The organism is Facilibium subflavum, from assembly GCF_003574485.1.
GTDB classification, from domain to species: domain Bacteria; phylum Pseudomonadota; class Gammaproteobacteria; order Francisellales; family Francisellaceae; genus Facilibium; species Facilibium subflavum.
This window is the reverse complement of the sequence record NZ_QLIT01000105.1, coordinates 1-26,176: the sequence shown is the minus strand read 5'-3', so window position 1 is coordinate 26,176 and position 26,176 is coordinate 1. Positions and strand designations below refer to the sequence as shown.

General features: G+C 36.9%; 32 protein-coding genes. 23 read left to right on the top strand and 9 right to left on the bottom strand.

Translation table 11 applies throughout. The features are described from left to right. Positions 1–2 precede the first annotated feature (2 nt). From DNK84_RS07165 to speD, 7 genes are all read right to left on the bottom strand, one after another. Complete coding sequence (locus DNK84_RS07165; RefSeq protein WP_119343864.1) at positions 3–398, bottom strand: acyl-CoA thioesterase; 396 nt, start codon at positions 396–398, stop codon at positions 3–5. Further along, positions 398–1,141, bottom strand: coding sequence for an SPOR domain-containing protein (locus tag DNK84_RS07160; RefSeq protein WP_119343863.1), 744 nt, complete (start codon positions 1,139–1,141; stop codon positions 398–400). The genes DNK84_RS07165 and DNK84_RS07160 overlap by 1 nt, the downstream gene beginning before the upstream one ends. Positions 1,142–1,331: 190 nt before the next feature. Then, positions 1,332–2,189 (bottom strand): N-carbamoylputrescine amidase, encoded by an 858-nt coding sequence (gene aguB / locus DNK84_RS07155; RefSeq protein ID WP_119343862.1) that lies wholly within the window; start codon positions 2,187–2,189, stop codon positions 1,332–1,334. After that, on the bottom strand, positions 2,186–3,205 hold the full coding sequence (locus DNK84_RS07150) for an agmatine deiminase family protein (RefSeq protein ID WP_119343861.1): 1,020 nt from the start codon (positions 3,203–3,205) through the stop codon (positions 2,186–2,188). The genes aguB and DNK84_RS07150 overlap by 4 nt, the downstream gene beginning before the upstream one ends. Continuing rightward, on the bottom strand, positions 3,183–4,850 hold the full coding sequence (locus DNK84_RS07145) for a type III PLP-dependent enzyme domain-containing protein (protein WP_119343860.1): 1,668 nt from the start codon (positions 4,848–4,850) through the stop codon (positions 3,183–3,185). The genes DNK84_RS07150 and DNK84_RS07145 overlap by 23 nt, the downstream gene beginning before the upstream one ends. Positions 4,851–4,910: 60 nt before the next feature. Continuing rightward, complete coding sequence (gene speE / locus DNK84_RS07140; RefSeq protein WP_119343859.1) at positions 4,911–5,795, bottom strand: polyamine aminopropyltransferase; 885 nt, start codon at positions 5,793–5,795, stop codon at positions 4,911–4,913. Further along, positions 5,792–6,277: an adenosylmethionine decarboxylase gene (gene speD / locus DNK84_RS07135; RefSeq protein ID WP_119343858.1), complete on the bottom strand. Its 486-nt coding sequence runs from the start codon at positions 6,275–6,277 to the stop codon at positions 5,792–5,794. The genes speE and speD overlap by 4 nt, the downstream gene beginning before the upstream one ends. 379 nt (positions 6,278–6,656) lie before the next feature. Here speD and DNK84_RS07130 point away from each other — a divergent pair, with 379 nt between their 5' ends. From DNK84_RS07130 to epmA, 10 genes are all read left to right on the top strand, one after another. Continuing rightward, on the top strand, positions 6,657–7,760 hold the full coding sequence (locus DNK84_RS07130) for an AI-2E family transporter (RefSeq protein ID WP_235826854.1): 1,104 nt from the start codon (positions 6,657–6,659) through the stop codon (positions 7,758–7,760). A 27-nt stretch (positions 7,761–7,787) separates the two neighbouring features. Then, positions 7,788–9,542 carry a single-stranded-DNA-specific exonuclease RecJ gene (gene recJ, locus DNK84_RS07125; protein ID WP_162902291.1) on the top strand — a complete coding sequence of 585 codons (1,755 nt, stop codon included), beginning with the start codon at positions 7,788–7,790 and terminating at the stop codon, positions 9,540–9,542. 324 nt (positions 9,543–9,866) lie between these two features. Next, complete coding sequence (locus DNK84_RS07120; RefSeq protein WP_162902290.1) at positions 9,867–11,057, top strand: multidrug effflux MFS transporter; 1,191 nt, start codon at positions 9,867–9,869, stop codon at positions 11,055–11,057. 127 nt (positions 11,058–11,184) lie between these two features. Next, positions 11,185–11,544 carry an MbcA/ParS/Xre antitoxin family protein gene (locus DNK84_RS07115; RefSeq protein ID WP_119343855.1) on the top strand — a complete coding sequence of 120 codons (360 nt, stop codon included), beginning with the start codon at positions 11,185–11,187 and terminating at the stop codon, positions 11,542–11,544. Further along, the gene (locus DNK84_RS07110) at positions 11,541–12,284 is read left to right on the top strand and encodes an RES family NAD+ phosphorylase (RefSeq protein ID WP_119343854.1); all 744 of its coding nucleotides are present in this window, start codon (positions 11,541–11,543) and stop codon (positions 12,282–12,284) included. The genes DNK84_RS07115 and DNK84_RS07110 overlap by 4 nt, the downstream gene beginning before the upstream one ends. Before the next feature lie 193 nt (positions 12,285–12,477). Continuing rightward, positions 12,478–13,074, top strand: a complete 597-nt coding sequence (locus DNK84_RS14910) for a protein adenylyltransferase SelO family protein (RefSeq protein ID WP_208123274.1) — start codon at positions 12,478–12,480, stop codon at positions 13,072–13,074. After that, positions 13,052–13,909: a protein adenylyltransferase SelO family protein gene (locus tag DNK84_RS14905; protein ID WP_208123273.1), complete on the top strand. Its 858-nt coding sequence runs from the start codon at positions 13,052–13,054 to the stop codon at positions 13,907–13,909. Before DNK84_RS14910 ends, DNK84_RS14905 begins: the two co-directional genes overlap by 23 nt. 44 nt (positions 13,910–13,953) lie before the next feature. Next, a complete protein-coding gene (locus DNK84_RS07100) occupies positions 13,954–14,511 on the top strand; it encodes a GNAT family N-acetyltransferase (RefSeq protein ID WP_119343853.1) in 558 nt (185 codons plus the stop codon). Further along, positions 14,511–14,927, top strand: coding sequence for a ParB N-terminal domain-containing protein (locus DNK84_RS07095; protein ID WP_235826853.1), 417 nt, complete (start codon positions 14,511–14,513; stop codon positions 14,925–14,927). Before DNK84_RS07100 ends, DNK84_RS07095 begins: the two co-directional genes overlap by 1 nt. Before the next feature lie 116 nt (positions 14,928–15,043). Continuing rightward, entirely contained in the window at positions 15,044–15,964 is a 921-nt protein-coding gene (gene epmA / locus DNK84_RS07090) for an EF-P lysine aminoacylase EpmA (RefSeq protein WP_119343865.1), read from the top strand. A 2-nt stretch (positions 15,965–15,966) separates the two neighbouring features. Here epmA and DNK84_RS07085 read toward each other — a convergent pair whose 3' ends face one another. Continuing rightward, positions 15,967–16,407: a hypothetical protein gene (locus DNK84_RS07085; RefSeq protein WP_119343852.1), complete on the bottom strand. Its 441-nt coding sequence runs from the start codon at positions 16,405–16,407 to the stop codon at positions 15,967–15,969. A gap of 186 nt (positions 16,408–16,593) precedes the next feature. Here DNK84_RS07085 and lipA point away from each other — a divergent pair, with 186 nt between their 5' ends. The 8 genes from lipA to DNK84_RS07050 all read left to right on the top strand — a co-directional run bounded on the left by lipA (position 16,594) and on the right by DNK84_RS07050 (position 22,572). After that, entirely contained in the window at positions 16,594–17,580 is a 987-nt protein-coding gene (gene lipA / locus DNK84_RS07080) for a lipoyl synthase (RefSeq protein ID WP_119343851.1), read from the top strand. Positions 17,581–17,602: 22 nt separating this feature from the next. Next, positions 17,603–18,280: an isoprenoid biosynthesis glyoxalase ElbB gene (gene elbB, locus DNK84_RS07075; protein WP_119343850.1), complete on the top strand. Its 678-nt coding sequence runs from the start codon at positions 17,603–17,605 to the stop codon at positions 18,278–18,280. A 46-nt stretch (positions 18,281–18,326) separates the two neighbouring features. After that, entirely contained in the window at positions 18,327–18,776 is a 450-nt protein-coding gene (locus DNK84_RS14795; protein WP_235826851.1) for a mechanosensitive ion channel, read from the top strand. Beyond that, positions 18,716–19,171 carry a hypothetical protein gene (locus tag DNK84_RS14790; RefSeq protein ID WP_235826850.1) on the top strand — a complete coding sequence of 152 codons (456 nt, stop codon included), beginning with the start codon at positions 18,716–18,718 and terminating at the stop codon, positions 19,169–19,171. The genes DNK84_RS14795 and DNK84_RS14790 overlap by 61 nt, the downstream gene beginning before the upstream one ends. A gap of 159 nt (positions 19,172–19,330) precedes the next feature. Further along, positions 19,331–20,074 (top strand): YebC/PmpR family DNA-binding transcriptional regulator, encoded by a 744-nt coding sequence (locus DNK84_RS07065; RefSeq protein WP_119343849.1) that lies wholly within the window; start codon positions 19,331–19,333, stop codon positions 20,072–20,074. A gap of 35 nt (positions 20,075–20,109) precedes the next feature. Continuing rightward, a complete protein-coding gene (gene ruvC, locus DNK84_RS07060; RefSeq protein ID WP_119343848.1) occupies positions 20,110–20,625 on the top strand; it encodes a crossover junction endodeoxyribonuclease RuvC in 516 nt (171 codons plus the stop codon). After that, entirely contained in the window at positions 20,622–21,296 is a 675-nt protein-coding gene (gene ruvA / locus DNK84_RS07055) for a Holliday junction branch migration protein RuvA (RefSeq protein WP_119343847.1), read from the top strand. The genes ruvC and ruvA overlap by 4 nt, the downstream gene beginning before the upstream one ends. 424 nt (positions 21,297–21,720) lie before the next feature. Next, positions 21,721–22,572 carry a CPBP family intramembrane glutamic endopeptidase gene (locus DNK84_RS07050; protein ID WP_119343846.1) on the top strand — a complete coding sequence of 284 codons (852 nt, stop codon included), beginning with the start codon at positions 21,721–21,723 and terminating at the stop codon, positions 22,570–22,572. A 119-nt stretch (positions 22,573–22,691) separates the two neighbouring features. Here DNK84_RS07050 and DNK84_RS07045 read toward each other — a convergent pair whose 3' ends face one another. After that, positions 22,692–22,922, bottom strand: coding sequence for a ChaB family protein (locus tag DNK84_RS07045; protein ID WP_119343845.1), 231 nt, complete (start codon positions 22,920–22,922; stop codon positions 22,692–22,694). 131 nt (positions 22,923–23,053) lie between these two features. Here DNK84_RS07045 and grxB point away from each other — a divergent pair, with 131 nt between their 5' ends. From grxB to tnpA, 5 genes are all read left to right on the top strand, one after another. After that, positions 23,054–23,731 (top strand): glutaredoxin 2, encoded by a 678-nt coding sequence (gene grxB, locus DNK84_RS07040; RefSeq protein ID WP_119343844.1) that lies wholly within the window; start codon positions 23,054–23,056, stop codon positions 23,729–23,731. Between the two features lie 122 nt (positions 23,732–23,853). Then, positions 23,854–24,483 (top strand): RnfABCDGE type electron transport complex subunit B, encoded by a 630-nt coding sequence (locus DNK84_RS07035; protein ID WP_119343843.1) that lies wholly within the window; start codon positions 23,854–23,856, stop codon positions 24,481–24,483. Continuing rightward, positions 24,480–25,118: an endonuclease III gene (gene nth, locus DNK84_RS07030; protein ID WP_119343842.1), complete on the top strand. Its 639-nt coding sequence runs from the start codon at positions 24,480–24,482 to the stop codon at positions 25,116–25,118. The genes DNK84_RS07035 and nth overlap by 4 nt, the downstream gene beginning before the upstream one ends. Further along, on the top strand, positions 25,115–25,552 hold the full coding sequence (locus tag DNK84_RS07025; protein WP_119343841.1) for a DUF1841 family protein: 438 nt from the start codon (positions 25,115–25,117) through the stop codon (positions 25,550–25,552). Before nth ends, DNK84_RS07025 begins: the two co-directional genes overlap by 4 nt. A 352-nt stretch (positions 25,553–25,904) precedes the next feature. Further along, positions 25,905–26,162, top strand: coding sequence for an IS66 family insertion sequence element accessory protein TnpA (gene tnpA, locus DNK84_RS07020; protein WP_119343840.1), 258 nt, complete (start codon positions 25,905–25,907; stop codon positions 26,160–26,162). Positions 26,163–26,176: the final 14 nt, after the last annotated feature.

Below are 26,176 nucleotides of genomic sequence, written 5' to 3'. Positions count from 1 at the left end.
ACTTAGTGTCCTGTAGTGTGAACTTCAGGTAAAATACTTTTAGGGCGAAGTGTATGTGTGTCAATAAACACCCATGTTGTTTGTGCCTTGGCGATTAACTTATTGTGCTGATTAAAAAAAGCGTATACTCTAATGCTGCTACTTCGCTTAATGTCTTCAATCCAGGTTTTTGCGGTAATCACATCCCCTAAAAATGCCGGTGCAATATAATCGATAAAGTGGTTTTTGGCCACCCATGTGCACTGGTTTTCATAATAGCGCTTGGCCGTCCAGCCGCAAACATCAGAATGCTTAACAGCAATTTCCTGCATCCATTGTAAATAAACAATATTATTCACATGTTTATTACTGTCTAAATGTGCCTTGGTCACTTCCATTTCTTGTGTATATAGTTGCATTAGTTATCATTCCCATTGTTATTGTTATTGTTATTGTTATTGTTATTGTTATCTTCAGTAATCTCCTGGGTGTCAATCAAACGCAGATAGCTGCCAGAAATACCAGCGCTTTCTACTTTATGTTTGACAACATCACCTTCACGTTTACTATAAACAGGACCAACATCCACACGATACCATTCACCAATTTTAGTTACTTTTGGTGTAAGCCCAACAAGAATCAATTTTGCTCGGGTCGCGTTAGCATCACTTTTATTACGAAAAGATCCAACTTGCAGCATATAAGTGTAGCGATATTGTTTGACTGGCGTAGGGGTGGCGTCGACTTGAACCGTTTTTTGGGTTAATGTGTTATAGAAAGTAAACTTAAGTGGCTGATCTTTTACTTTAGATGGTGCTGTTTGTTTTACTTTTTGTGTCGTATTTACAATATCTTTGGCGGGTGTTAAACCTTTTTTATCATCGCTTGTTGTCGCCGGTGCTTGTATAGTGGTGTGAGAGGGAGCTTTTTCTTGTGTAGAGACCGTTTGATCTTTTATGACAGAGGCAGACTGTGGTGAGGCATTGTTGATTGTGGGTTTGTTTTTATTACTGTGATATAGGCTTACAACAAGTGCAAGGATAAGTAACAATAGAATAAAGCTTAAAATTACTTTGCGCAGGCGATAAGGGCTTCGATCTTTTACTTTTTCATTATTGGCAGGCTTGTTGGGCTTCTTATATGTTTTGGCAAAGTCTTTCATGAGTAGGCTAATCCTTTAAGATTTAATATATAAAAATCATCGTAATAAACTAATTTTACTGGCTTGCTGCAGCACTGAAAAGAGATAAATCAATATTTATCAAAGCCTGATCTTTGTTGGTAAGGTGTATTTGCCATAGAAATCTGTTGGTAAACAATATGATTTGCATATTGTTTTAAAGGTTTTTGTTTTACACTTCCTTGGCAATTGATAAATATAAATCAGGGCGTCTGTCACGGAAAATTCCCCAGGAAATACGTTCATCTTTTATGTGATCAAGGTTAAAATCAGCATATAAAATTTGCTCACTTATTCTGTCTGCCTCAGCAATTTTTTGTCCCTTATGATCCGTAATAAATGAGCTGCCATAGAAATTAATTTCAATATCGTGATCTTTTTCTATGCCATAACGATTCGCAGCTAAAACCGGTATCATATTCGCAGCACTATGCCCTTGCATTACTGTCTGCCAATGTGCTTTGGAATCATATTCAGGTAAATGTGGTTCACTACCAATGGCTGTAGGGTAAAGCAGGATATCAGCACCTTTTAATGTCATGACTCTGGCAGCTTCTGGGAACCATTGGTCCCAACAGATACCACAACCGATTCTACCATATTGCGTCTGCCAGACTTTAAATCCAGATTTCCCAGGAGAGAAATAATATTTTTCCTGATAGCCTGTCCCATCAGGAATATGTGATTTTCGGTATACACCTAAAACCTGGCCATCTGCATCAATCATCGCAACTGAATTAAAAAAGGTATTTTCTACTTTTTCAAAAAAGCTCACCGGAATAACCACTTTATATTGTCTGGCTACAAGCTGCATTTCCCGTATTAAACGGCAATCATCGATATGTTCTGCCAGTTTAAAATATTCAGCGGATTGTAATTTACAAAAATATAAATAAGATGGAAGCTCCGGGATTAGTATGATATTTGCATTCTGCTTTGAGGCTTCCGTAACTTTTTGCACAAGCTGGGTGATATTGTGGGAAATATCATCAGAAAAGCTTAATTGAATAACAGCAGTTTTAATTTTCATTGTAATACTCCGGGATTGTTTGTATAAAAGGCAGCTGGGTCGGGTTGCTGCATTGTGATGCAGTGAATCCCACCACCACCAACGATAAGATCAAGTGCATTGATTTGATGAATGTGCCGGTGAGGAAACTGTTCTTGTAAAATAGCTTTAGCATTTAGATCTAAACGCTTGTCATTAAATGATGGCATGATAACTGCCTCATTACACAAATAAAAATTAAGATAAGACAATGCAAGACTGCTACCATTGAATAGGCGTTTTTGCGGCTGGTCAATCTCAATGATATCCATATCATTAGCATATGTAGCTAAATATTCCATATTTGCCTGATGCCTTATAAAATTTGGATCATGACGTGTATAACACGATTGAATTAAAATGGTCTTTTGATTTGCAAAACAGGCCACATTATCAACATGTCCGTCGGTGTCGTCATCGCCATCAATACCAAAAGGCAGCCAGAGTTGACGATTAACATTAAGTGACGCCATTAACTGGTTCTCAATGTCTTTTTGTGATTTTAATGGATTTCTATTTGGGTTTAAAAGACATTCTTTTGTTGTGAGTAATACACCATTACCATTGCTATGAATAGCGCCACCTTCAAGAACAAAATTAATTGTCTGAGCGGGAATGTTTTCTTTTGTTGTGATAAATGGTTTTAATCGCTGGTCAGCATCAAAAGGGTGAAACTTTTCACCCCAGGCATTAAATTGAAAATTCAAGGCTTGAAGCTTTTGATCTTGAAAGATAAAAACAGGCATAGTATCTCTTGCCCATGAATCATCGCAGCCGTAATCAATACACTCAATTGCTGATGATAAATAGCGTTTTGCCAACACATGCATTTCATTACTAATAATAAGTTTCAGTGGTTCATATTCACTGATGAGATTCGCGATTTTTGCATAAACAGCATAAGCTTTCTCGATATCTGGCCAGATTGATTTTCTCATCGGCCAGATCATCCAGGCTGCTTTATGTTTTTCCCACTCAGCAGGCCAAATGGTTTTCATAGGATTGATCCTTTTCAATATGGGTTGATAGATAAGGTGATGCGTTGACAATTGTGCTTAAAAGCGACCAATCATTATTACTGATCTCTTTTTCTATGCATGTCATCAGCATTTCTTGTAAAACAGTAAGGTTGTGTCCGTATTGTTGTATTAATGATTCATGATTTTCAGCAGGGATAATATTGACCTGATAGTCATTAAAAACATCAAAGTCAATTTCAATTTTTTTTGTTTTACCAATGATGTTATGTTTACTGCTTAGCATTTCTTGATAACTGCCAATCATCATAACGGCTAAAGCACTAACATCGCTCATAGGAAGCGTTATATCGCTTTGTGCTGTATTCTCGCGCAGTATGCCATCAGCATCACAAGAGATATCAAAAATCTGACATTGCATGCGTTCATCTTTATTGTAGTTTTCAAGCGGTAAAACTGGAAACATCTGCGCAATGCCCCAATGGTCAGGCAGTGACTGAAAAACAGAAAAATTATACCATATACGATATAGCTGAGAAGTTGGAAGGTAACAGACATTATTCATCTCCTCAAGTGCTTCAAAGCTTAATGTGCCATCAAGCCAGGCCTGTTGCATCTGATCATTATAGATATGTTCATTTTCTATAGGATGCTTGCTTTGATAAACAGGGTGGATGATTAAGAGACTTGCATCGCTTGTGATAGCGCGTCCTGATTCAGTAAGAATATCAGGATGTCGAACCTTATAAAGATCAGCAAAATAACAAAATGTACCAACAATATTTTTTGCATAGTAATCAAAAATATAACATGGATCGTCACTATTGATATAATTGGCAGCAAGTCCACCGCCTATATCAATAGAAGTTAAATTAGGACAATCAGCAAGTAAGGATTTATATACGACCATCAGGTGGTTAATTTGTTTTTTTATATCCGCTAAATCTTGAAGTTGAGAGCCTATATGTCCATGGAGCAATATAAGCTTATCAGCAAGGCCAAGTGAAATAACTTGTTTTTTGGCATGGTTGATTTCTGTAAGGGCTAAGCCAAACTTTGCCGTATGTAAATTATTTAAAAATGGCTTGATACGGAAACCGATATAAAAGTATGTATTGTTGGGCGCAAATTGATGCAGAATAGCCATTTCATCAATATGCTCAATGACCATAATTACCTGATATCCAAGCTTTCCGGCAAGATTGGCAAGCTGATAGAAATCCATATCTTTAAAGCCGTTGCAGATGATTTTATTATGAATCGTTGCCATTGATAGCACACTTAGAAGCTCTGATTTACTGCCAACCTCAAAATTCAATCTCTTATTTTCGGTGTTTGCATGCGATTGAAGGGTGCGCATAATCTCTACATTTGGGTTTACCTTGATAGGGTAAGTAAATTCATAATTTCCTTTATAACAAAAATCGTTGATTGCCTGGTGAAAGCCTTGATAAAGTGTGCTTAATTTATCTTTTAGGATATGAAAAAAGGTCATAATACAAGGTTCATTGCAGGAAGTCGCTGTGTTATGTGCTAATAATTCATTAACAGGGGTAGATAAATTAAAAAATTTTCCATGATGAACACAAAGTTTGCCATCAGCATCGTGTGAGAAATACCGATTATGGATGTTTTGTATTTCTGACAATAAAAATTTGTTTTCCATAGATACACTCCTTCTATGAAAAGGATTAATGGTAAAAAGTCTGTCAAACAGCCAAGCAGATCAGCTTACATGTTCACATATGGCTGATGTTCTGGTGTTTGCTGGCAGCGCATCAATCACATATTGCGGTAAGGCAAAAGCACTAAAATGGAGCTCTGGAGTATAGTACTTTGTCTTTACTTTAGCTTCATAAAAGCGTTTTTGGATCAATGAAAGTGTGGTTTTTCGATGATGTGTATTATCACTGGCCCAGCCAAAAGCCATATCACCACCAACATAACTTGGGATAGCCGCACGATAAAAGCCCACATCTTTATATAGTTGTGTGAAAAATGTGTATGTATTTTTGGCTTCTTCCATTTGAAAATACAGTACACCATTTTGAGTGACCATGATCCCATCATCATTGAGAATGGATTTACAATCACGATAAAATTCAGCAGTAAATAGACTTTCTCCTGGGCCTATAGGGTCTGTACTATCACAAATAATAAGATCATATTTTTTTGGGGTGTTTTTTACAAATGCACAGCCGTCTTGAATGGTAATCTCTGCTTTAGGATGTGAAAATGCACCTTTTGAATGTAAAGGGAAATAGGTTTGACATAGATCAATAACAGCAGCATCAATTTCAACCAGGCAAGCGGAATTGATTGTTTGGTGGCGTAGCACCTCTCGAAGTATCCCGCCATCACCGCCACCGATGATAAGCACATCTTTGATATTACCATGGGCAAACATCGGGACATGGACAAGCATCTCGTGATAGATGAACTCATCTTTCTCAGTTGTTTGTATAATACCGTCAAGTGCCATAACACGGCCAAATACAGGGTTTTCAAAAATAACCAGGTGTTGGTGTTCTGTTTTGCTTTCAAATAGCACCTTGGTGATTTCAAGAGTTTGTTGGTAACCTGAATGCAATACTTCTTTAAATTGTTTCATAGCACATATTCCTTCTCTTTAATAACACCTCTTTTAAGTTCATTAACATGATACTTTTGCGGTGCGAAAGCATATCGCAACGTCTCAATTGCCAAGTGTGGTTTTGCCTTGCCACACATGAATATATCAAATGCTGCAAAACTGCATTCTGGCCAGGTATGAACGCTAATATGAGATTCTGCAAGCACAGCGACACCAGAAATACCACCATTGGGGGTGAAGTGGTGCAGGTGTATATGAAGCAATGTCGCTTGTGCTTTTTCAATTGCATCTCGCATTGCATTTTCCATGCGCTCAAGGTCATCAAGGTATGAACAACCCCAAAAGTCAGCGATTAAGTGGAATCCTGCAAAATATGAACCATTTTTTTCAATAAAATGGTCTAATTTCTCATGATGAAGATAGTTGCTATGCTGTTTAAACCATGGCTGATCATTAATTTTTAGCGCATGCTCTTGCATTGCATTGCCTGTTGTTACCATCGATTTTCTCCTGTACTTTATAAGGCGCACAATTGTGCGCCTTATTCACTGAAGGCCATATAAACTCCCGTTCTATTGCCGTTTTTTTTATGTAAATTGAATTAAAAAAATAATTCACCGTTATACCTACCACCCGCAAAATAATTTGCAAGTGGTATATGGCGTTTGCAAGATTATTTGCAAAACTCACCATGATTTCAGGAAACCTCCATGAAATTCTCGCATAAATTATCAGTAAGCTGTTTCGTTGTAAATAAAAAAAATACGGCAAATACGTTTAATAAATAAAAAACAGATAAAAAATCAAATAATCAGCGTTTGTCTGTTATACAAAAATTCTATACAATGCCGTATTAGCAAGGTTTGAAAGGATGTATGTATGATTCACCAATATATCAAACGGTGGTATTCAAAAAAGTTTGATAGCAATGAGCCGGCAGTCTTTATTTTTGTTATTGTGTTTGCCGTGCTTATCATTAATTTCTTTGGTGATTTACTGGCACCTATTCTTGCAGGTATTGTGATTGCCTATTTATTAGGAGCCGCTGTTTCTTTTTTATCTAAACGATTGAAAATTAATCGCACACTAGCCGTTTATTTGGTTTTTATTGTGTTTATTGCGATTGTGGTTTCACTCATACTCTTTCTTTTGCCAAAATTAATGCATCAGGCTGGTCAGTTTATTAAAACTTTGCCTGCCCAGCTGCAAAGCCTGCATGATAGCCTTTTTTCTCTTGCGCAGAAATACCCAACCTTGATTAAAAAAACACAGATTCAGGAAGCCATTGATGCAATATCCAGCATCCGAATGGATAAGCTTGCAGGCATCAGTCAGTTTCTGATTAAATTTTCGTTAACCTCGTTAACGAGTCTGGCAACCTGGCTTGTTTATTTGTTTATCGTCCCACTACTTGCTTTTTTCTTTTTAAAAGATAAAGATCGAATTATTCAATGGTTTGTTAATATGCTGCCAAGACAGCGCGGTGCACTTGAAGAAGTATGGGCAGATGTAAAACCACAACTTGGCAATTATGTGAAAGGAAAAACCATAGAATTAATCATCGTGAGCGTTGTTACTTATATTGGCTTTATTGTTTTTGATCTTAATTATGCGTTATTATTAGCGATTCTTGTCGGCTTGTCAGTTTTAATCCCTTATATTGGTATGGTCGTGGTAACAATACCTGTGGCATTGATTGGTTTAAGCCAATATGGTTTTAGCGCGGAATTCCTCTATATGTTTATTGTTTATTTAATTATTCAAGCCTTAGATGGCAATGTTTTAGTGCCTTTGTTATATTCAGAGGCATTAAGCCTGCATCCTGTTGCTGTGATTGCCGCACTACTTATTTTTGGTGGTATTTGGGGTTTTTGGGGATTGTTTTTTGCAATACCTTTAGCCGCACTCATTAACTCAGGTATACGAATGTGGATACGTCGTAATATTAATAACCAACCATCTGTTAGTAAGGTAATAAAGTAAACAATGCTTGATGTGTCTCGCCCTGCAATCAAAATAAAATCACGCCCATTTCATCAGGAAGTTTATCAGTATTTACGCGCACAAAATATTGATGTATTTATGGCTAAAATTTTAGCCAGACGCATCGATGACCCACAGCTTGCTTATCAGTTTTGTCAGCTTGAATTAAAGCATTTAAGCGCACCATTTAACATGAAAAATATGGATATTGCAGTTAATCGTTTGATTGAAGCGATGGAGAATGGTGAAGTGATTGGACTTGAAACCGATCATGATTGTGATGGACAGACTTCACATGCTATTTTATATGAGGGGTTAACCAGGTTGTTTTGTTACCCTGCAAGTAAAGTTCGCTCTTATATTGGTCATCGAATGAAAGAAGGCTATGGCTTATCTGATGCATTGGCTTTACGTATTCTAAGCGATGCGGTTAAACCGGATTTGATTATTACAGCGGATAACGGCTCTACCGATGAGCCAAGAATTGCTTTATTAAAAAAACACGGTATCGATACGATTGTTACTGATCATCATGCGATTCCTGAAGAAGGGGTGCCAAAAAGTGCCTGTGCTGTTTTAAATCCAACGCAAGAAGGTTGCAACTTTGGCGATCCTTATATTGCCGGATGTATGGTGGCCTGGCTTTTAATGGCAGCAACCCGTCAGAAGTTGAAATCACAAAACAAACTACCACAAAGTGATTGCCAGTTGATTGATCTTCTTGATTTTGTGGCAGTGGGCACAGTAGCTGACTGTGTTTCTATGGCAAAAAGCGTTAACAATCGTGTTGTTGCTTATTATGGCATGCAAAAAATTGCACAAAAAAAACGTATATGCTGGCAGTCATTTAGCGATTACTTTCAACACAGTGTTAACAGTGAATTACTTGGATTTGTTATTGCACCACTTTTAAACAGTGATGGGCGGATGTCAGATGCACTAAGTTCAGTCAGTTTTTTATTATCCCAGGATGATGAAAAAACCTACCAGTGGGTTGATTTTCTGCAACAGCAAAACCAAAAGCGCAAAGAAATCCAGAAAAAGATGACACATATGGCAATGATTGAGGCAACAAAGCAGTATCATGATGGAAAAAACAGTATTTGCATTTTTCTATCAGATGGTCATGCGGGTGTGCATGGCATCTCAGCCAGTCGTATTAAAGATGCCTTTGGTTTGCCGGTGATTTTATTTTCACCTAAATTAGATGATGAAGAAGTCATTACAGGTTCTGCCAGAAGTATTGATCGGCTTAATATTAAAGCTGTATTAGATCAGATTCATCAAAATCATCAGGGTATTATGGTGAAATATGGTGGTCACACGGGGGCTGCAGGATTAACAATTGTAAAATCACAGCTGGAAAAGTTTACCGCGTTGTTTGATACATATGCTCGACAAAGCATTGAAAAAAGTGGGATTGAAACTGGCGCTGTTATCTATACCGAAGGTGAATTACAAGCAGATGAACTTGATTTAGCTATTGTGGATCAAATAACAAGACTTGAGCCTTTTGGTCGTGAGTTTGAGGCACCGGTTTTTTGTAACAAGGCGCAAATACTGGCCATTCGAATGGTAGGTAAAGAAGCACAGCATGCACAGTTACAACTGTTGATTGAAGGCAAACGCATTAAAGGGATCTGGTTTTTTGCGGCCGAATATGATCATCTTGGTAAGATTAACGCTGGTGATATGGTAGAGGTTGCTTACCGGCTAACCAAGGAATATTTTAATGGAAATACCAGCTTGAGTTTGAAGGTTGAGTATATGCAAAGAATTTAATCAGTGATGATTAAAGCAGGGTTTTGATGGCAAAAGGGAGTGAATAATGCGTTTTTAAATGTATTTACATAACTGCAGACAAAAAGCTTTATAGTTAGGCACGTTCAATAAATCCTGTTATTGACACCCATGCGGTTAATTGTTAAGATTCCATTGTTTTAAAGTAACGAGTCCAGTCCAGTGAACTTATGCATCTAGCCCTTGTGGGTAAATAATATGAGATAACCAACACTATATTTAAAGTACGTTTTTAATGTGCCTGTTTTGTGTTTGAAATTCTCACTAATGCACCATTTTAACTGATTTTAATTTAAGGACTTAATCGTGAAAACAAATCAAACTTCATTGCCAATTATTTTGATACTTATACTCATTCTCGCAAATTTATCTCAAGTCGTATCGGATATATATCTACCTTCATTACCCTTTATTGCACAGGCAATGAAGGTCAGCCACAGCCTTGTCCAGTTAAGCTTGTTTAGCTTTATGACGGGTTTAGCTGTAGCAGTCTTATTTTCAGGGTTGTTATCTGATGCAATTGGTCGAAAAAAACCGATTATTGCTGGATTAATTGTCTGTATTATTGGCAGTTTAATTTGTATCAGCTCACATAGTATTGTTATTTTTAATATTGGTCGCGCATTGCAAGGCTTTGGTGCTGGTGTCGCTATGTCGCCTGGACGCGCGATTTTCCGTGATATCTTTGATGGCAAAAAGCTAGCCATTATGGGCTCATATTTAACAATCGCTAACATTGGCATTATGACAGCTGCGCCTTTTTTGGGGGGCTATCTGCAACAGTGGTTTAACTGGCATGCCAGTTTTATATTCATCACTTGGTATGCAATAGTAACCTTAGTTGCTGTGCTATGGTTATTGCCTGAGACACATCAATACAAACATAGAGATCATATTAAGCCTGCTGTGATCAAAGCAAACTTGTTAACCTTAGCTTACAGCGCTGTATTTATTAAAAGCGCATTCTGTATCTTTTTTGTATTTGCAGCGGTTTTTGCTTGGTTAACTGCAGGTCCTGTTATATTGCAGGTATATTATGGCTTGATGCCTATTGAGTTTGGTTGGTTTTGTGTTGTAATTGGGATTGTGTTTGCAACAGGTGCTTTTACTAACGCAAGACGCTTAAAAAAAACGGCCCCAGAGATCCAATTGAGACATGGGACTTGCATCACTATAGTAAGTGGCATTTTACTTGTAATCGGTGCGCTATTACCGATTCATAATGCACTCACTATCTTTATTCCAATTCTCTGCTTTATGTTCGGTGCAAGTTGGGTTTTTCCCAATACTTATGCAGTGGCCATGACACCTTTTGGCGAGATTGCAGGAATTGCAACAGCATTATTAGTTTGTTTACAGATGCTAGGCGCTGTTTTTTCCAGCGCGCTGATCAGCCTCTTACCCTCTCACTCAGCTTTGCCCATGGGTATTGCTATGTTAGGGTTTTGTTTAATTGCTTACTGGTTAGCAAAAGGATTACACTCAGTTGACTTCTAATAAACGGATGCTTGGTTGGTTATGGGCTGCAAATTTCTTAGAAAGAAAGGATCATCTTATTTTTGTTGCAAATACAACAATATAAACCTATAATATAAATATGCAACAATAATATGAGGTGAGTCTTATGGAAATAGCTGCAAAAGTTAAGACCGGTGAAAAGCAGATATTGGGTAAAGCTACATTAAATGCCGCAGTAAAGCTTGGGCTGACACAAAAGATGTTAGAGCGCATTGTTGGACGAGATCGTTCTTCTATTTATCGCTCAGGTATCGACCCGAAAAGCAAAGAAGGGGAGTTGAGTCTGCTTTTAATTCGCTGCTATCGTTCACTATATGCCCTTATGGGGGGTGATGAGCAAAATATTAAACACTTTATGAAAACAGAAAATACAATGACGTTTGGCATTCCAGCCCAACAGATTTTAACCATCCAGGGACTTGTCCGCTTGGTTGGCTTCTTGGATGCCATGCGAGGCAAAGCATGAGTATTACTTTTCCGGAATATACACCAGTGACAATCAAAGGCAAATTAAACAGGATAGTGGAAAGCCAGGAGATGGTTGCAACACAAGGGTTGGTAGACACACTTGATGAACAAGAAGTACTTGAGAATATGCTGGAAACCTCTAAGCCGTCTCTTTTGGATGAAGCAAGTGATTATAGTTATTTACTGTTCACACCTTTTCGTTATCCACCATTAGAATACGGCAGCCGGTTTAATACGGTAAATGAGCCAAGTTTGTTTTATGGATCGCTTGAGGTTGCAACCTGTATGGCGGAATGCGCGTTTTATCGCTTGAAATTTTTTCACAGCATGTCCGTGCCGCCACCGAATAATATTACAACACAACACACATTGTTTACGGTGAATTTCGGCTCTGATCAAGGGCTTAATTTGACAAAGCCGCCATTTAAATCCTATACGGATAGAATCAGCCATATATCTGATTATGCTTTTAGTCAAAAACTTGGGCGTCATTTGCGAGAAAATAATGATATTGAATGTTTTTTATATCAATCAGCAAGAGATCCTGATAAAGGATTAAATGCTGCTTTGTTCACGCCAAAAGTATTTAAAACCTATAAGCCAAATTCGACGCAGCAATGGTTTTCTGAAGTCACGCAAGGCAAGGTTCAATTTAAAAACCTAAGATCACAGCGTGCTTATGTTTTTAATATAGAACAGTTTTTTGATACAAAAGGCCATTTACCAGTGCTAGCATAGGCTTGTGTTCAGAATAAATAAACTGTCCGGATTTCTAAGTTTGAGTTGCTTGTGATCCATTTTTAAATTTTAGTGCTAATAACACCAAATCATTATTATAAATAAACCAAAAACAAACAAATATTTGCCTCTAAATAGCGCTGTCTGGTATACACTATAGTAATGCGATACAAATAAAGCTTGTTTGATTCCAATGCACCTGCCCAAATTAGAATTAAGTTATACAAATTTACCGGAATGTTTTTATAGCAAGATACAACCAGCATTTTTTAATAAGCCTAAACTGGTTGTATTTAATACGCAACTGGCTGATCACATGGATTTAGATATTAATCATTTAAGTGATGAGGAAAAAATTGAATTTTTTTTCGGGCAGTATCTGCCTCAAGATCAACGGCCAATTGCACAAGCTTATGCAGGCCATCAATTTGGTCATTTCACCTTATTAGGTGACGGTCGGGCTTTTTTATTGGGTGAGCATGTAACACCTGATAAAAATCGGGTTGATTTGCATTTAAAAGGAATTAGACAAACACCTTATGCGCGAGGCGGTGATGGCAAAGCGGTTATTGGACCGATGTTAAGGGAGTATATTATAAGTGAGGCCATGCATGCGTTACAAATACCAACAACACGTGCATTAGCGGTGATATTAACAGGCGAAAAAATTCAGCGTGATGGTTTAAAGCCAGGTGCTATTTTAGTGCGTGTTGCTAAAAGCCATATTCGCGTAGGGACATTTCAATTTGCGCGTTTGCAAGGGATAAATGAAACTACAGGCACTGTTTGATTATACAATTAAACGCCATTTTCCACAGGCTGTTAATCATGAAAATCCTGCTGTTTTTATGTTAAATGAAGTAATAAAACAACAGGCACAGTTGATTGCACAATGGTCGCGTGTCGGTTTTATACACGGGGTAATGAATACGGATAATATGGCTATTTGCGGTCAGACCATCGATTATGGTCCATGTGCATTTATGGATACGTATCATCCTGATACCGTATTTAGTTCGATAGATTCTCATGGTCGCTATGCCTTTGCCAATCAGGCTGTGATTGCAAAGTGGAATATCGCACGCCTGGCCGAGTCTTTATTGCCATTGATTGATGAAGATGAGGGAAAAGCAATTACAATTGCACAAGCGTGTCTTGAAACTTTTTCAGTGATGCATGAACAAAACTGGTTACAAATGATGTCTAGTAAACTTGGATTTATACAGACATCACACGATCACCATCAACTGATAGACGCGTTGTTATCAATTATGCAAACTTATAAACTTGATTATAATAAGACCTTTAGTGATTTAGCGTATGAAGATACAGAACAACTCTGCCAGATCGAAGCCTTTAATCGTTGGTATCACAACTGGCAACAGAAAATTAAACAAACCAAGGATCATTCTTTTACCCTAATGCAACAGAACAACCCTTGGATCATCCCACGTAATCATCGGGTTGAGCAGGCACTTTTAGCCGCTGAAAATGAGAATTATCAGCCATTTTTTGATTTAGTTAAGGTCTTAGGACAACCGTTTCAAAAAAATGTAGATTTATTGCTTTACCACACCCCACCAAAACCTGGTCAATGGTTGGAGCAGACTTTTTGTGGTACATAAATCATGTTATGATATGTGTTCAATACAACTGTTGATTCATACCGATGCATATTCTTGAAACAAAACGCTTAATTTTACGGACTTGGCGGCAAACTGATCTGCCTTTGATGTCTGAAATTAACCAGAATCCCAAAGTAATGTATTATTTCCCAGAAAGACAAAGTATTATGCAAACAAAAGCCTTTATTGATAAATGCATGGATCATTATAAAAAGCATGGGTTTACATTCTATGCACTAGAATTAAAAGGTACAGGCGAATTTATTGGGTTTACGGGAATAGCACAGGTTGGGTTTGTATCACATTTCACGCCAGCTGTGGAAATTGGCTGGCGCTTAGCATATAGACATTGGGGAGAAGGCTTTGCACCTGAAGCGGCACAGGCGGTTCTAACGCTTGGATTTGATTGCTTTCATTTGCCTGAAATTATCGCATTTTGTGTTAAAGAAAACCAAAACTCACGCCGAGTAATGGAAAAAATTGGTATGCAGTATGATCCACAAGGGGATTTCGATCATCCAAAGTTAGCTCAAGACAGCCTCTTAAAAGGACATGTATTATACCGCTTAAAAGCTGATAAGAAAACTCGGGAAGAATATTGATGCCTATAGTAATTAAATCGCAACAAAATCGGATAAGAGCACAATATCATTTTAGACGATCAAAAGATGGCAGGTTACTTATCTGGGATGTAAGAAAGCTCATAACAAAATCAAAAAACTTCAAGATAATTCAAGTTAAATTGAGTGATATTAAATCACTGGATACATGTTATTGGTTCGATGATGGTGGGAGCACGCCAACTTGTCGTAATATTGTTGAGCATACACGGTTAATTAATGAAGCTGATTTAAGTTATCCGATTATTTTGTGTAAAAGGGGTGAGATAATGGATGGGATGCACCGGGTTTGTAAGGCGCTGCTGTTGGGGTATACACATATTGATGCCGTTCAGTTTGAAAGTGAAATTACACCAGATTATATTGATGTTAACCCGGAAATTTTAGCTTATGATTAACTATTTGGGATTTGAACACAAAGTAATAGTGATGATGTTATTACCATCAAAAAAAGCACATTCTGAGCGTTTAAAAACATTTTATTTCAGTTTTATCCAGGAAAAATCAAATCATGATCACGATAGAAGCACTTAAAACGCGTGCTAAATATTTACAGAAAATTCGTGGCTATTTCGATAATCTTGGCGTGTTAGAAGTAGATACACCGCTTGGATACACGCATGCTGTAAGTGACCCTTATATTAATACCTTTGCCATTGCCACCAAATCAGGTAAACGTTTTTTACAAACCTCGCCAGAATATGCAATGAAACGGCTACTGGCAGAAGGTTCAGGCTCGATTTATCAGATATGTAAAGCCTTTCGTGATGACCCGCAAGGGAAGTTACACAACTATGAGTTTACCATGCTTGAATGGTATCGTGTTGGTATTGATCATCATCAACTTATGAAAGAAATTGCTGATTTAATTTATTTATTAAAGCCAGGTGCTGTGATTGAATATACCCGCTATCAAGAGATCTTTCAGCGTTATATCGGTGTAAACCCACACAAGGCAAGCTTGAAAACGTTGCAAAAGCTTGTTGATCAACATATCGGTCGGATTGTTGGCCTTGATTTTCCGGATAAATTCAACTGCCTGGATTTATTGTTTACGCATTGTATTGAGCCACAATTAAAAAACGATGACCGTTTTTTGTTTATTTATCATTATCCAAAGGCGCAATCTGCACTGGCAAGAATAATCGATGAGAATGAACAAAAAGTTGCCGCACGATTTGAGCTTTTTTATCAAGGTATTGAACTTGGTAATGGCTATTATGAACTTACCGATGCCAATGAGTTACAACAGCGTTTTCAAAATGATTTAAAAGCACGTAATCAACAAAAAAATATGCATATTGAAATAGATAAAACGCTTATTAAAGCAACTCAAAGTCTTCCAGATTGTGCAGGTGTGGCAATCGGATTAGATCGGTTATTGCTATGCATTGCTAATTATCAGCGTATAGCCGATATACTTTTTTGCGTATAAATCTATTGCTTTAGTGCATCTGGGGTAACATATTGGTTATCTGTGTCATTATTATTGTCTGATGTGGCCGCATGTTCGGCCGTCATTGCATCCGGTGTTGTCATATTAACAGTTTGTTGTACCTGTTTGGCAGGCTTTTTACTTGTCGGTGATGGCTTATCTGTTTTGCTGCTTTCTTGTGTTGTATTGTTTTGACTTGTTTGTGTTGTGCTTGTTGTTGATGCATTATTTTGACTTCCTGTGGACAAACTCACCGATGGTTTTAGCTTATTCATAGTTGGTTGTGGATTCTGGGTAGTATTTTGCTGGGTATTTGTCGATGTAGCCGTGTTTGTGGTGTTGGCAGAAAATCCAATACCTGCCATACCTAAAGAAGATGCCAACAAAATACGTTTGACGACGGTTTTATTTTTCCTGTTACCAAAAAAGCCGATCTTTGCCATGGTGTATCCTCCTTTTTGTTGATCATAACACACTTCGGTAATTTGCTATCTTTTATTGTCTTTGTATAACATTAATACAACCTTAAGAAAATGAAAAAATGGTAGAAATAAAATAGATTGTCTTAAGCAGGCTTTTTTGTCATTATGAACAGCAGATAAAAGTATTCAAGTGTTAGTGAGCCTTTTATGGTAAAACAAATTGACATTCCGGTTCGAGTCGAAAGCGGTCAGAAATATCAGACAAAACAAGGTGTTCATGCGGTTAAAGATGGCATTCGTAATAAAAAGCAAAATGCAATCAAGGTAAAAAAACCAGATTGGCTGAAGGTTGCCAAACAAACTTCAAACAGCGAATACCTTAAAGTAAAATCAATTACGCAAAAACATCGATTATCAACGGTTTGTGAAGAGGCAAAATGTCCTAACATCAATGAATGCTGGTCACATGGTACGGCAACGATTATGTTGATGGGCAGTGTGTGTACACGTGCATGTAAATTCTGCTCAGTGGATACAGGGAACCCAAGAGGGTGGCTGGATGTTGATGAGCCTAAAAATACGGCTAAAAGCGTGCAGTTAATGAATCTGGACTATGTCGTTTTGACTTCAGTTGATCGAGATGATTTAGAAGATGGCGGTGCAGGGCATTACGCACAAACCATTAATGAGATAAAAAGTCTTTCGCCTGGTATTAAAGTTGAAGCCTTGACACCGGATTTTCAAGGCAGATATGATAGTATTGATAAGCTTTTATCGACCAAAGTAGATGTATTTGCCCAAAATGTGGAGACTGTTGAGCGATTGACACACCCGGTTCGTGATCCAAGAGCTGGATATTGGCAAACAATTGATGTTTTAGCTTATGTAAAGAAAACTAAGCCATCGATATTGACCAAAACAAGTCTTATGCTTGGCTTAGGTGAAACACAAGAAGAAGTCTTGCAAACCATGGATGATCTTCGAGATGCCAATGTTGATATTTTAACGCTTGGCCAGTACATGCAGCCAACAAAACATCATTTGGCTATTGATCGTTTTGTGACACCAAAAGAGTTTGCCTTTTATCGTGAAAAAGGTCTGGAGAAAGGCTTCTTAGAAGTGGCATCTGGGCCAATGGTGCGTTCAAGTTATCGTGCAGATCGTGTGTTTAAACGTAATAATCTGGATTTATAATAATTTACAGGAGTAAATAATCATGACAAAGAAAGTTGCTGTTGTATTATCAGGCTGTGGTTGCTTTGATGGTGCTGAGATTCATGAGTCTGTATTGACTTTGCTGGCATTATCAAAAAATGGTGCAGATTATGAGGTTATTGCACCAAATAAAGATCAATATCATGTAATTAACCATGCCACAGGAAAAGAAATGCCAGAGAAGCGTAATATACTGGTAGAGGCAGCAAGGATTGCACGTGGAGAGATTAAAGATCTTGCCAGGGCGAATCCAGAAGACTATGATGCGCTTATATTTCCCGGTGGATTCGGTGCTGCAAAAAACCTATTTGACTTTGCTTTAAAACAGGATGAAAGCTATGAAGTTGATCCTGATGTTATTGCTTTTATTAAAGCATTCAAGCAAGCACAAAAGCCTGTTGGCTTTATCTGTATTGCCCCGATGATGATTCCTTTAGTTTACCCATCAGATGTGAAAATGACCATTGGCAATGAACAAAGTGTTGCAAAAATCGTGCAAGCCAAAGGTGCTCAGCATATCAATACAGCTGTAGATGCAATTTGTATCGACGAGAAAAATAAAGTAGTATCAACATCTGCTTATATGTTGGGTCAAAACCCTTATGAAGTCTCACAAGGTATTGAAAAACTGGTTAATAAAGTGCTTGAAATGTCAAAGTCATCAGTACATTCTCTTTAGAAAAATATGTGTATGTCTTTGACACAATATTAACTGGTAGCAGTATATGAATGAGACGCAATTTTTTAATCAGTTGTTTTTCCAAGGGGTCAATACGTTTGTTTCAGCAATTGCGATTGCTTTATTAGCAGGTATTGTATTTCTGCTGTTAAAGCGAAAGGTTACGAGCAAAAAGCAAATGCGTAAGATTCGTTCTCGGGTTATTTATGTTGCTATTGTTATCTTCTTATTGGCATTGATTCGAATATGGATTGATGGCTTTTCACATTTATTTACCATGCTAAGTTTAGTTGCAGCAGGCCTGGTTATCACAAATAAAGAAAACATTATGAACTTCACTGGCTGGACTATTATTAATTGGCGAGGGCTTTTTTCAGAAGGCGATGCTATCCCCAAGTACAAAATTATATTGGGAACGTGGTCGAAATTAAGCTATTGTATTTTACAATTTATGAAGTTACGACACTGGGTTGTGAAGAGAAAACGGGTAAATTAATTAAAATTCCAAATGCACTTATTATCACAAGCCCCGTTACAACATTTACCAGCGATAACAATATTACGCTGTGTAAAGTACCTTATGTTATCAATATTGATGACTCTGATCCAATTAAGTTTGCGCAACATGCACAAACTTTTATTTCAGCTACGTTAAGAAAGCAGTATGACTTTAATGCAGCATTTTCTGAAAGTCTCAAATTAAGTAAAAATAAGCTATCAAAAATCGGGATTTTAAATTTTGCACCAAAGGTTGAATTGAAGCTTTTTAATGATAAAGATAAGCTTGTTAATGTTCAAACAAGCTTCTATTGTTTTGCTGATGATATCAATACATTAGAACAAGCGTTAGTTCAATCATTGCTGCAATACACACGAGATTATAAAAAATAGTGTTAATAACACCAAATCATACGTTATTAACAAGCCAAAAAATTTGCTGAACACATAAAAATACCTACTAAATCAAGACAATCACTTTGTTTATATATGCTTTCTCGTTAAAATACTCAGTCGATAATAATATGTTTTATACAAAGAGGGTTATTATTTATGGCAGGTCATAGTAAATGGTCTAATATCAAACATAAAAAAGCGGCACAAGATGCCAAACGTGGTAAAATTTTCACAAGGCTTATACGCGAAATTACGGTTGCAGCACGATTAGGTGGCGAAGATAGGGATGCAAATCCAAGACTGCGTGCTGCAATTGCAACAGCATTAAGTAACAACATGACAAAAGATACCATTGAACGGGCGATTAAAAAAGGTGCCGGTGGTGAAGAAGGGGGCAACCTTGAAGAGATACGCTATGAAGGCTATGGCCCATCGGGTGTTGCTTTTATTGTTGATTGTATGACAGATAATCGTAATCGCAGTGTTGCTGAGGTTCGCCATGCTTTCACAAAATCAGGAGGAAACCTTGGTACCGATGGGTCTGTGGCTTATATGTTTAATAAAAAAGGGTTTATCAGTTTTGTCAATGCAGATGAACAGATAATTATGGAGACAGCAATTGAGTCTGGTGCTGAAGACGTGATTGTTAATGATGATCATAGTATTGATGTTATTACAAATCCTGACGACTTTTCAGATATTAAAGAAGCTTTGCAAAATAAAGGGTTAATACCTGACTCTGCTGAAATTACTTTAGATGCAGATATAAAAACACAAATAGATGATATGGTTCTGGCCGAAAAAATTATCAAAATGATTGATCGACTAGAGGATTTAGATGATGTACAAAACGTTTATACCAATGCAACGTTTGATGATGCCATCTTAGCAAAGCTGTAATATACTCAACAAAAATATTTGGATAAAATTTTATTGTGATCATTCTTGGTATTGACCCAGGTTCTCGTATTACTGGATTTGGTGTGCTAAAAGTACAAGGCAAAGACTGCCTTTATGTAACCAGTGGCTGTATTCGTGTTACTGAGCAAACAGCGGCATTACGCTTAAAACAAATTCAAGAAGGTATCGAACAAATCATTAAGGCTTACCAGCCAACACAAGCAGCAATTGAGCAGATTTTCATGTTTCAAAACCCATCTGCAGCCATTAAATTAGGCCAGGCCAGGGGCGTTGCATTGTGCGCGCTTGCAACACATGAATTACCTATTGCTGAATATTCAGCAAAACAGGTTAAGCAAGCGATTGTTGGAAATGGCAACGCAACTAAATTTCAAGTCCAGCATATGGTGCAATCTTTTCTTGCTTTAAGCCAGAAACCGCAGGCAGATGCTGCAGATGCTTTAGCGATTGCTATTTGTCATTTCCATTCACTAAACAGCCTAAAGCATATTCCACAGGCGCAAAAAATTGTACGAGGAAGATTAAGATGATTGGACGTATTAAAGGTGAGTTATTAGAAAAACAGCCACCGATGTTACTGGTTGAGACTTATGGGATTGGTTATGAAATTTTAGCACCAATGACTTCAATTTATACACTTGGTGAGGTTGGCAATCAGGTTGTTCTTTATACACATTTTGTTGTCCGTGAGGATGCCCAACAGCTTTATGGCTTTGCAACAAAATCTGATCGAAGGCTGTTCCAAGAGCTTATTAAGATTAATGGTATCGGTGCTAAAATGGCACTGGCTATCTTATCTGGTATGGACGGAAAAACATTAATACACTGCATTGAATCACAAGATCATGGCTTATTGTGTAGCATTCCTGGCATTGGCAAAAAAACGGCTGAACGACTTATCATTGATATTAAAGATAAAATCAACAAGTTATCCCTGGAATTGCATAGCCTTACTGGAGATAATGCCAAGCAGCTTAAAAATAGTACGATCGTGTATCAAGTAGATGAAAGCCTGTCATCAACAACAACAAATAATAGTAGTAGCATTATTAGCGAAGCAATACATGCGCTTGAATCATTGGGCTATAAAACAAAAGATGCGCAAAGCTATGTCTATAAAGTAAAACATCAAGCCTGTGATAATGTTGAGGATTTAATTCGACTTGCTTTAAAAACAGTTCATCAGGCAAGGAAAAAGTAGCTGCGGAAAAAAAGGGGAAGCACGGTGCCTAGTTGGTCTGTATGGATGTAAAAGGAGAATAAGACAAGACGTGCTTCACCTTATTCCTAAGTATAGATATAATTTATCAATTTTGGAAAGGGTAAAATATCAAAAATATTTAATTTAACATAATATATATTATGCGAAATTTAATCAAATATTTATATAGTAACTTTTCCATAAATTAAAATAATGTTGATTTTGAGCAGTAATTTAAAGCACCGTCTTTAACCCAATTACTCAATTTCTCAGAATGCTATTATTTTGATACAATGAGGTCATTCTTTAACCCAATTACTCAATTTCTCAGAATGCTATTATTTTGATACAATGAGGTCATTGAAAATCAGAACCTTAGTAACACCGTTTATTTTGATTCAACACGACGTATATAGGAACACGCATGATTTCTGTAACTTATATTCTTTTGGTGCTATCAGTGATTTTATTATGGACAAAGAAAGATAAAATCATTTTCCTTACTCTTGGCTTATCTCTCATTTCAGCTTTGACATCCAATGTAATAAGCTTTTATGGAATGTTTTTTTTAGTGGTCTTTTCGATTATTGTAAAATTAACATTTCAACTAACAAATTATAAAACGCATTATGTTACTGCTCTTAAGATATTAATTGCGATATATGCTTTTGCTCTTATGTTTCATATACTTCCTGGATTTAGTAATTATCAAATATTAAATAAAGTTTACATCTCTCCAAATGCAATTCCATATTCAATGTATCTAAATTATAACAGCTTATTTGTAGGAGTTATCTTAATTATTTTAAACCACAATATTAAGAACACATTAGGTGATAACATTAAGTTATCTATTATATTTGGGGTAATATTTGGAGTAATTTCTGCAATTATTCTTGGGATCATCGCATTTAGTTTTGGGTTTGTAGAGTGGGACTTTAAATTAACACAGATAACTTTAATATTTTTAATTCAAAATTTAATTTTTACTTGTTTCTACGAAGAAGTTTTTTGGAGAGGTTATATACAAAACTCTCTGAATCTGTATGTTAATCCATCTATATCTATTATAATAACGGCACTACTATTTGGCTCTATACATATAATATTCGCTGGGTTAAACTTTGCTATTCTAGCATTTATAGCTGGGATAGCATATGGTGCCTGTTACGCAGTTAGCAAGCGCATAGAGTCAAGTATATTATGTCACTATTTAGTAAATGTATTTCAATTTATATTTGTAACGTATCCGATTTTGGAAACTGCGTTCAAATAGCGATTATATATTGATCAAAAAGATCACTCACCTAAAGAACACTATGGGAGATGCTTGTCTACGATGGAGATAGATTATAAAATAATGATTTGGTGTTATTATCACTTTAGTTTTGAAATCTATTTTTTATGCCAGTTTCCATCTTTACCTTGATGATACTTCTCTTTTACTGCATTCCAGGCAACTTTATGTGAAACCTCTTCACGAGTATCATTCTTATCATCTCTTTTGTTTGCATCTGCATAATATTTCCATGCATTATTAAATGCGGCCTGGTAAATTTCTTGTGCATGCTTAGGTAATACATTGCGCACCGATTCTGGTAATTCCGTCAGTTTATTATAAGGCATAGAGCATCATCCTTTTCTTTTTTTGATGGCTAATACAGTATATATAGAGTAGCACTTTGATAACAATAAAAACATTGGTGATTAAATGCTTATTCGTTACAATAGCATCATGAGCAGACAATGGATTACTTATGAAATTATACTTATATGAACACTGCCCCTTTTGCGTGCGTCCACGCATTGTGTCAGGTGTTAAAAACATTGAACTTGAACTTAAATATTTAGCCAATGATGATGAAAAAGCACACTGGGACAAAATTGGTAAAAAACAAGTCCCCTTTTTGCAAAAAGGCAATGGTCAGTTCTTAATTGAAAGCCTTGATATCTGTACATACTTCAATCAAATCAATGATAAACAAGTGCTTGCACCAGCATCTGCTGATACCACACTTGTTGAGCTCATTGCCAAACTCAGCAAAGCTTCAAAAAGTTTTGTCTATCCACGCTTTTTAGATCACCCACTTAACCGGCAAGACTTCCCAACTCAAAGCGCAAAAGACTATTTCCAGCGCAAAAAAGAAAAATATATCGGCTGCTTTAAAGCAAATTTTCGCTTTCCCGAGGCAGCACTTATGGAGACATCCCCCCTACTTGCGCAAATTAATACATTAATGCATTACCAATATGCTACCGGGGAAAAACTATCTTGGGATGATATCATTGTTTTTCCAATTCTAAGGAATCTTACCATTGCCGAGGATATTTTAGCCTTACCAGATAACATAAACCGATATGTTCACTTTATGTCTGATCAAACGAAAATCGCTTTATATACAAAGCATGATTACAGTGCCTGGCTGGGAAATTAGCGCTCAATATAACGATTCAAAAGCCTTACTGTGGTAATAAGTACTGTAAAATGATTGATGGCTAGTATATAATATCCGCTGAAAACAGCAAATTTAAACAAATACCATAACATTATATACATATGCAAATCTCTATTGAATCAATTGATGCTTTATTGCCACAAACACAATGCACAAAATGTGGTTATAAAGATTGTTATGATTATGCAAGAGCCATCTACCATGGACAAAAACATAACCGTTGCCCACCAGGTGGTGATAAAGGCATTAAAGCCTTGTCAGAGCACTTAAACCGCCCTGTTCTTCCATTAGATCAAAGCTGTGGCAGTTATCAGCCTAAAAAGGTAGCTGTTATCAATGAAGATCTATGTATTGGCTGTAAAAAATGCATTTTGGCATGCCCTGTGGACGCTATTGTTGGCGCTAAAAAACAGATGCATAGTGTATTAAGTGATGACTGCACTGGATGTGATTTGTGTGTTGAACCTTGTCCGATGGATTGCATTGACATGCTTGAGTTACCACAGCAACTTCAGCCTGAACAAATGTCAAGTAATGCATATGAAAAACAAAAAAACGCTTATCGACAAGCACATCAAGCGCAACAAAAACGCTTGGAAACAAAACAAAATTTGGCAAAAGAGCAACATCAAAAAAATGTAAATTTTGAAGAAAAGCCACTTGATAAAAAAGCTTATATACAACAGGCTTTAGCCAACTTTAAAAAGAAAAAGCAAAACATATCCAAATGAACAAACAAAAGCGCTATCAGATTTTTGAGATCCTGCAACAAGCAAACCCAACGCCAACAACTGAATTAAATTATCAAACCCACTTTGAATTATTGATTGCTGTAATACTTTCTGCACAAGCAACCGATGTCAGCGTTAATAAAGCCACCGACAAGCTTTATAAAATTGCTAACACACCCGAGGCTATCCTGGCTTTGGGTGAGGAAGGCCTAATTGATTATATAAAATCAATCGGCTTGTATAAATCAAAGGCTAAAAACATTATTAAAACTTGCCAATTGCTTATTGAGAAATATCAAAGCCAAGTTCCCAGTAATAGAAACGACTTAGAAAGCTTGCCAGGTGTTGGCAGGAAAACGGCCAATGTTATTTTAAATACCGCCTTTGGTAAGCCAACTATGGCGGTCGATACACATATATTCCGTATTAGTAATCGCATTAATTTAGCCCCAGGCAAAAATGTAAATGAAGTCGAGCAAAAACTATTACGTGTTATTCCCAAGCTATTTTTAAAAGATGCACACCACTGGCTTATTTTGCATGGCCGTTATATATGTACAGCAAAAAAACCTAAATGTGGGCAGTGCCCTATTTTTGATTTATGTGAATACAGAGAAAAGGCGCTATTTTTATGATGTTCAACCACGACCGTATTGCTTTGCGTAAGATGTACTTTGATAGCTGGGCAAAATATATGAACAAGCAACCTTTAAGTGAACTTGAGATACAAATTGCCCGGGTCATTGAGCATCATCCTGAATATCACCATTATCTAAGCAACCTAGCGAACCTGGATAAAGATTTTTTACCAGAGACTGGGGACACTAATCCATTTTTGCATATGGGGCTACATCTGGCCTTAATAGAACAAATCGCAACTAACCGCCCTTATGGTATTACAGTGATTTACCAAAAGCTATGTCAGCGAAATGATGAACATGATGTCCAGCATAAAATGATTGACTGCTTGGCTGAAAGCATTTGGCTGACGCAGAAAAATAATACTGCGCCAGATGAGTCTGAGTATTTAAAACAATTAAAGATGCTGCTACAGGAACAGCAAAATTAGGTTCTGGCTTATTTCTTCTAATAGGTGAGTTCTTTCTAACGATAGTGTGTAGATTCAATTAAATATGATTTGGTGTTATTTGCACCAGTATTCAATATCGCACAAATAACACTAATCGGGTTTCCTGCAGAGCCCTCCATTTTTCCCTATTTTGAATTTTTACTCTTTCTTAAAGTACGATGCTAGCTTGCCTTCCAAGTATCTAAAAGCTAGATCAAACGTTAAAATCAGATAAAATACTGCTCATGTTGCGAGTGACTAGTTTTGTAACCGCTCCATAAACCCCATCTAGTAAAGGCGTTTGTTCTTAATCATACTGTTGTTGTTTATTCACAAATATGGAGCACAGACGATGACAGAAACGCAAATCAAGTGGCTATCAATTATTAGGGATTGGGAAGTCTCAGGGCTAACACAGGATAAATTCTGCCAGGAACAGGAAGTATCCAAAGCATCATTTTCCAAATGGCGTACCAAATTCATTGCAGAAGGTGCGCTTAAACCGCGCATTAAGGTAACAAAGGATGACACAAGCCCACCTCATGCCCCTTCTGGTTTTATTCCTTTTAATATCGTTGCAAATCCGGCAAAACAAAAAGGCATGATTTAAATTGATTTGCCATT

Bases quoted from the DNA above. Each gene is read 5' to 3' on its own strand.
- DNK84_RS07025 (WP_119343841.1), top strand. From the start codon at position 25,115: ATGATGTTCAACCACGACCGTATTGCTTTGCGTAAGATGTACTTTGAT.
- DNK84_RS07160 (WP_119343863.1), bottom strand. From the start codon at position 1,141: ATGAAAGACTTTGCCAAAACATATAAGAAGCCCAACAAGCCTGCCAAT.
- DNK84_RS07050 (WP_119343846.1), top strand. From the start codon at position 21,721: ATGATTTCTGTAACTTATATTCTTTTGGTGCTATCAGTGATTTTATTA.
- aguB (WP_119343862.1), bottom strand. From the start codon at position 2,189: ATGAAAATTAAAACTGCTGTTATTCAATTAAGCTTTTCTGATGATATT.
- DNK84_RS07085 (WP_119343852.1), bottom strand. From the start codon at position 16,407: ATGGCAAAGATCGGCTTTTTTGGTAACAGGAAAAATAAAACCGTCGTC.
- speD (WP_119343858.1), bottom strand. From the start codon at position 6,277: ATGGTAACAACAGGCAATGCAATGCAAGAGCATGCGCTAAAAATTAAT.
- DNK84_RS07165 (WP_119343864.1), bottom strand. From the start codon at position 398: ATGCAACTATATACACAAGAAATGGAAGTGACCAAGGCACATTTAGAC.
- grxB (WP_119343844.1), top strand. From the start codon at position 23,054: ATGAAATTATACTTATATGAACACTGCCCCTTTTGCGTGCGTCCACGC.
- DNK84_RS07145 (WP_119343860.1), bottom strand. From the start codon at position 4,850: ATGGAAAACAAATTTTTATTGTCAGAAATACAAAACATCCATAATCGG.
- ruvA (WP_119343847.1), top strand. From the start codon at position 20,622: ATGATTGGACGTATTAAAGGTGAGTTATTAGAAAAACAGCCACCGATG.
- DNK84_RS07130 (WP_235826854.1), top strand. From the start codon at position 6,657: ATGATTCACCAATATATCAAACGGTGGTATTCAAAAAAGTTTGATAGC.
- DNK84_RS07035 (WP_119343843.1), top strand. From the start codon at position 23,854: ATGCAAATCTCTATTGAATCAATTGATGCTTTATTGCCACAAACACAA.
- DNK84_RS07065 (WP_119343849.1), top strand. From the start codon at position 19,331: ATGGCAGGTCATAGTAAATGGTCTAATATCAAACATAAAAAAGCGGCA.
- DNK84_RS14905 (WP_208123273.1), top strand. From the start codon at position 13,052: ATGAAACTACAGGCACTGTTTGATTATACAATTAAACGCCATTTTCCA.
- DNK84_RS07095 (WP_235826853.1), top strand. From the start codon at position 14,511: ATGCCTATAGTAATTAAATCGCAACAAAATCGGATAAGAGCACAATAT.
- speE (WP_119343859.1), bottom strand. From the start codon at position 5,795: ATGAAACAATTTAAAGAAGTATTGCATTCAGGTTACCAACAAACTCTT.
- DNK84_RS14910 (WP_208123274.1), top strand. From the start codon at position 12,478: ATGCACCTGCCCAAATTAGAATTAAGTTATACAAATTTACCGGAATGT.
- DNK84_RS07110 (WP_119343854.1), top strand. From the start codon at position 11,541: ATGAGTATTACTTTTCCGGAATATACACCAGTGACAATCAAAGGCAAA.
- DNK84_RS07150 (WP_119343861.1), bottom strand. From the start codon at position 3,205: ATGAAAACCATTTGGCCTGCTGAGTGGGAAAAACATAAAGCAGCCTGG.
- DNK84_RS07045 (WP_119343845.1), bottom strand. From the start codon at position 22,922: ATGCCTTATAATAAACTGACGGAATTACCAGAATCGGTGCGCAATGTA.
- DNK84_RS07100 (WP_119343853.1), top strand. From the start codon at position 13,954: ATGCATATTCTTGAAACAAAACGCTTAATTTTACGGACTTGGCGGCAA.
- DNK84_RS07115 (WP_119343855.1), top strand. From the start codon at position 11,185: ATGGAAATAGCTGCAAAAGTTAAGACCGGTGAAAAGCAGATATTGGGT.
- nth (WP_119343842.1), top strand. From the start codon at position 24,480: ATGAACAAACAAAAGCGCTATCAGATTTTTGAGATCCTGCAACAAGCA.
- tnpA (WP_119343840.1), top strand. From the start codon at position 25,905: ATGACAGAAACGCAAATCAAGTGGCTATCAATTATTAGGGATTGGGAA.
- elbB (WP_119343850.1), top strand. From the start codon at position 17,603: ATGACAAAGAAAGTTGCTGTTGTATTATCAGGCTGTGGTTGCTTTGAT.
- DNK84_RS14795 (WP_235826851.1), top strand. From the start codon at position 18,327: ATGAATGAGACGCAATTTTTTAATCAGTTGTTTTTCCAAGGGGTCAAT.
- lipA (WP_119343851.1), top strand. From the start codon at position 16,594: ATGGTAAAACAAATTGACATTCCGGTTCGAGTCGAAAGCGGTCAGAAA.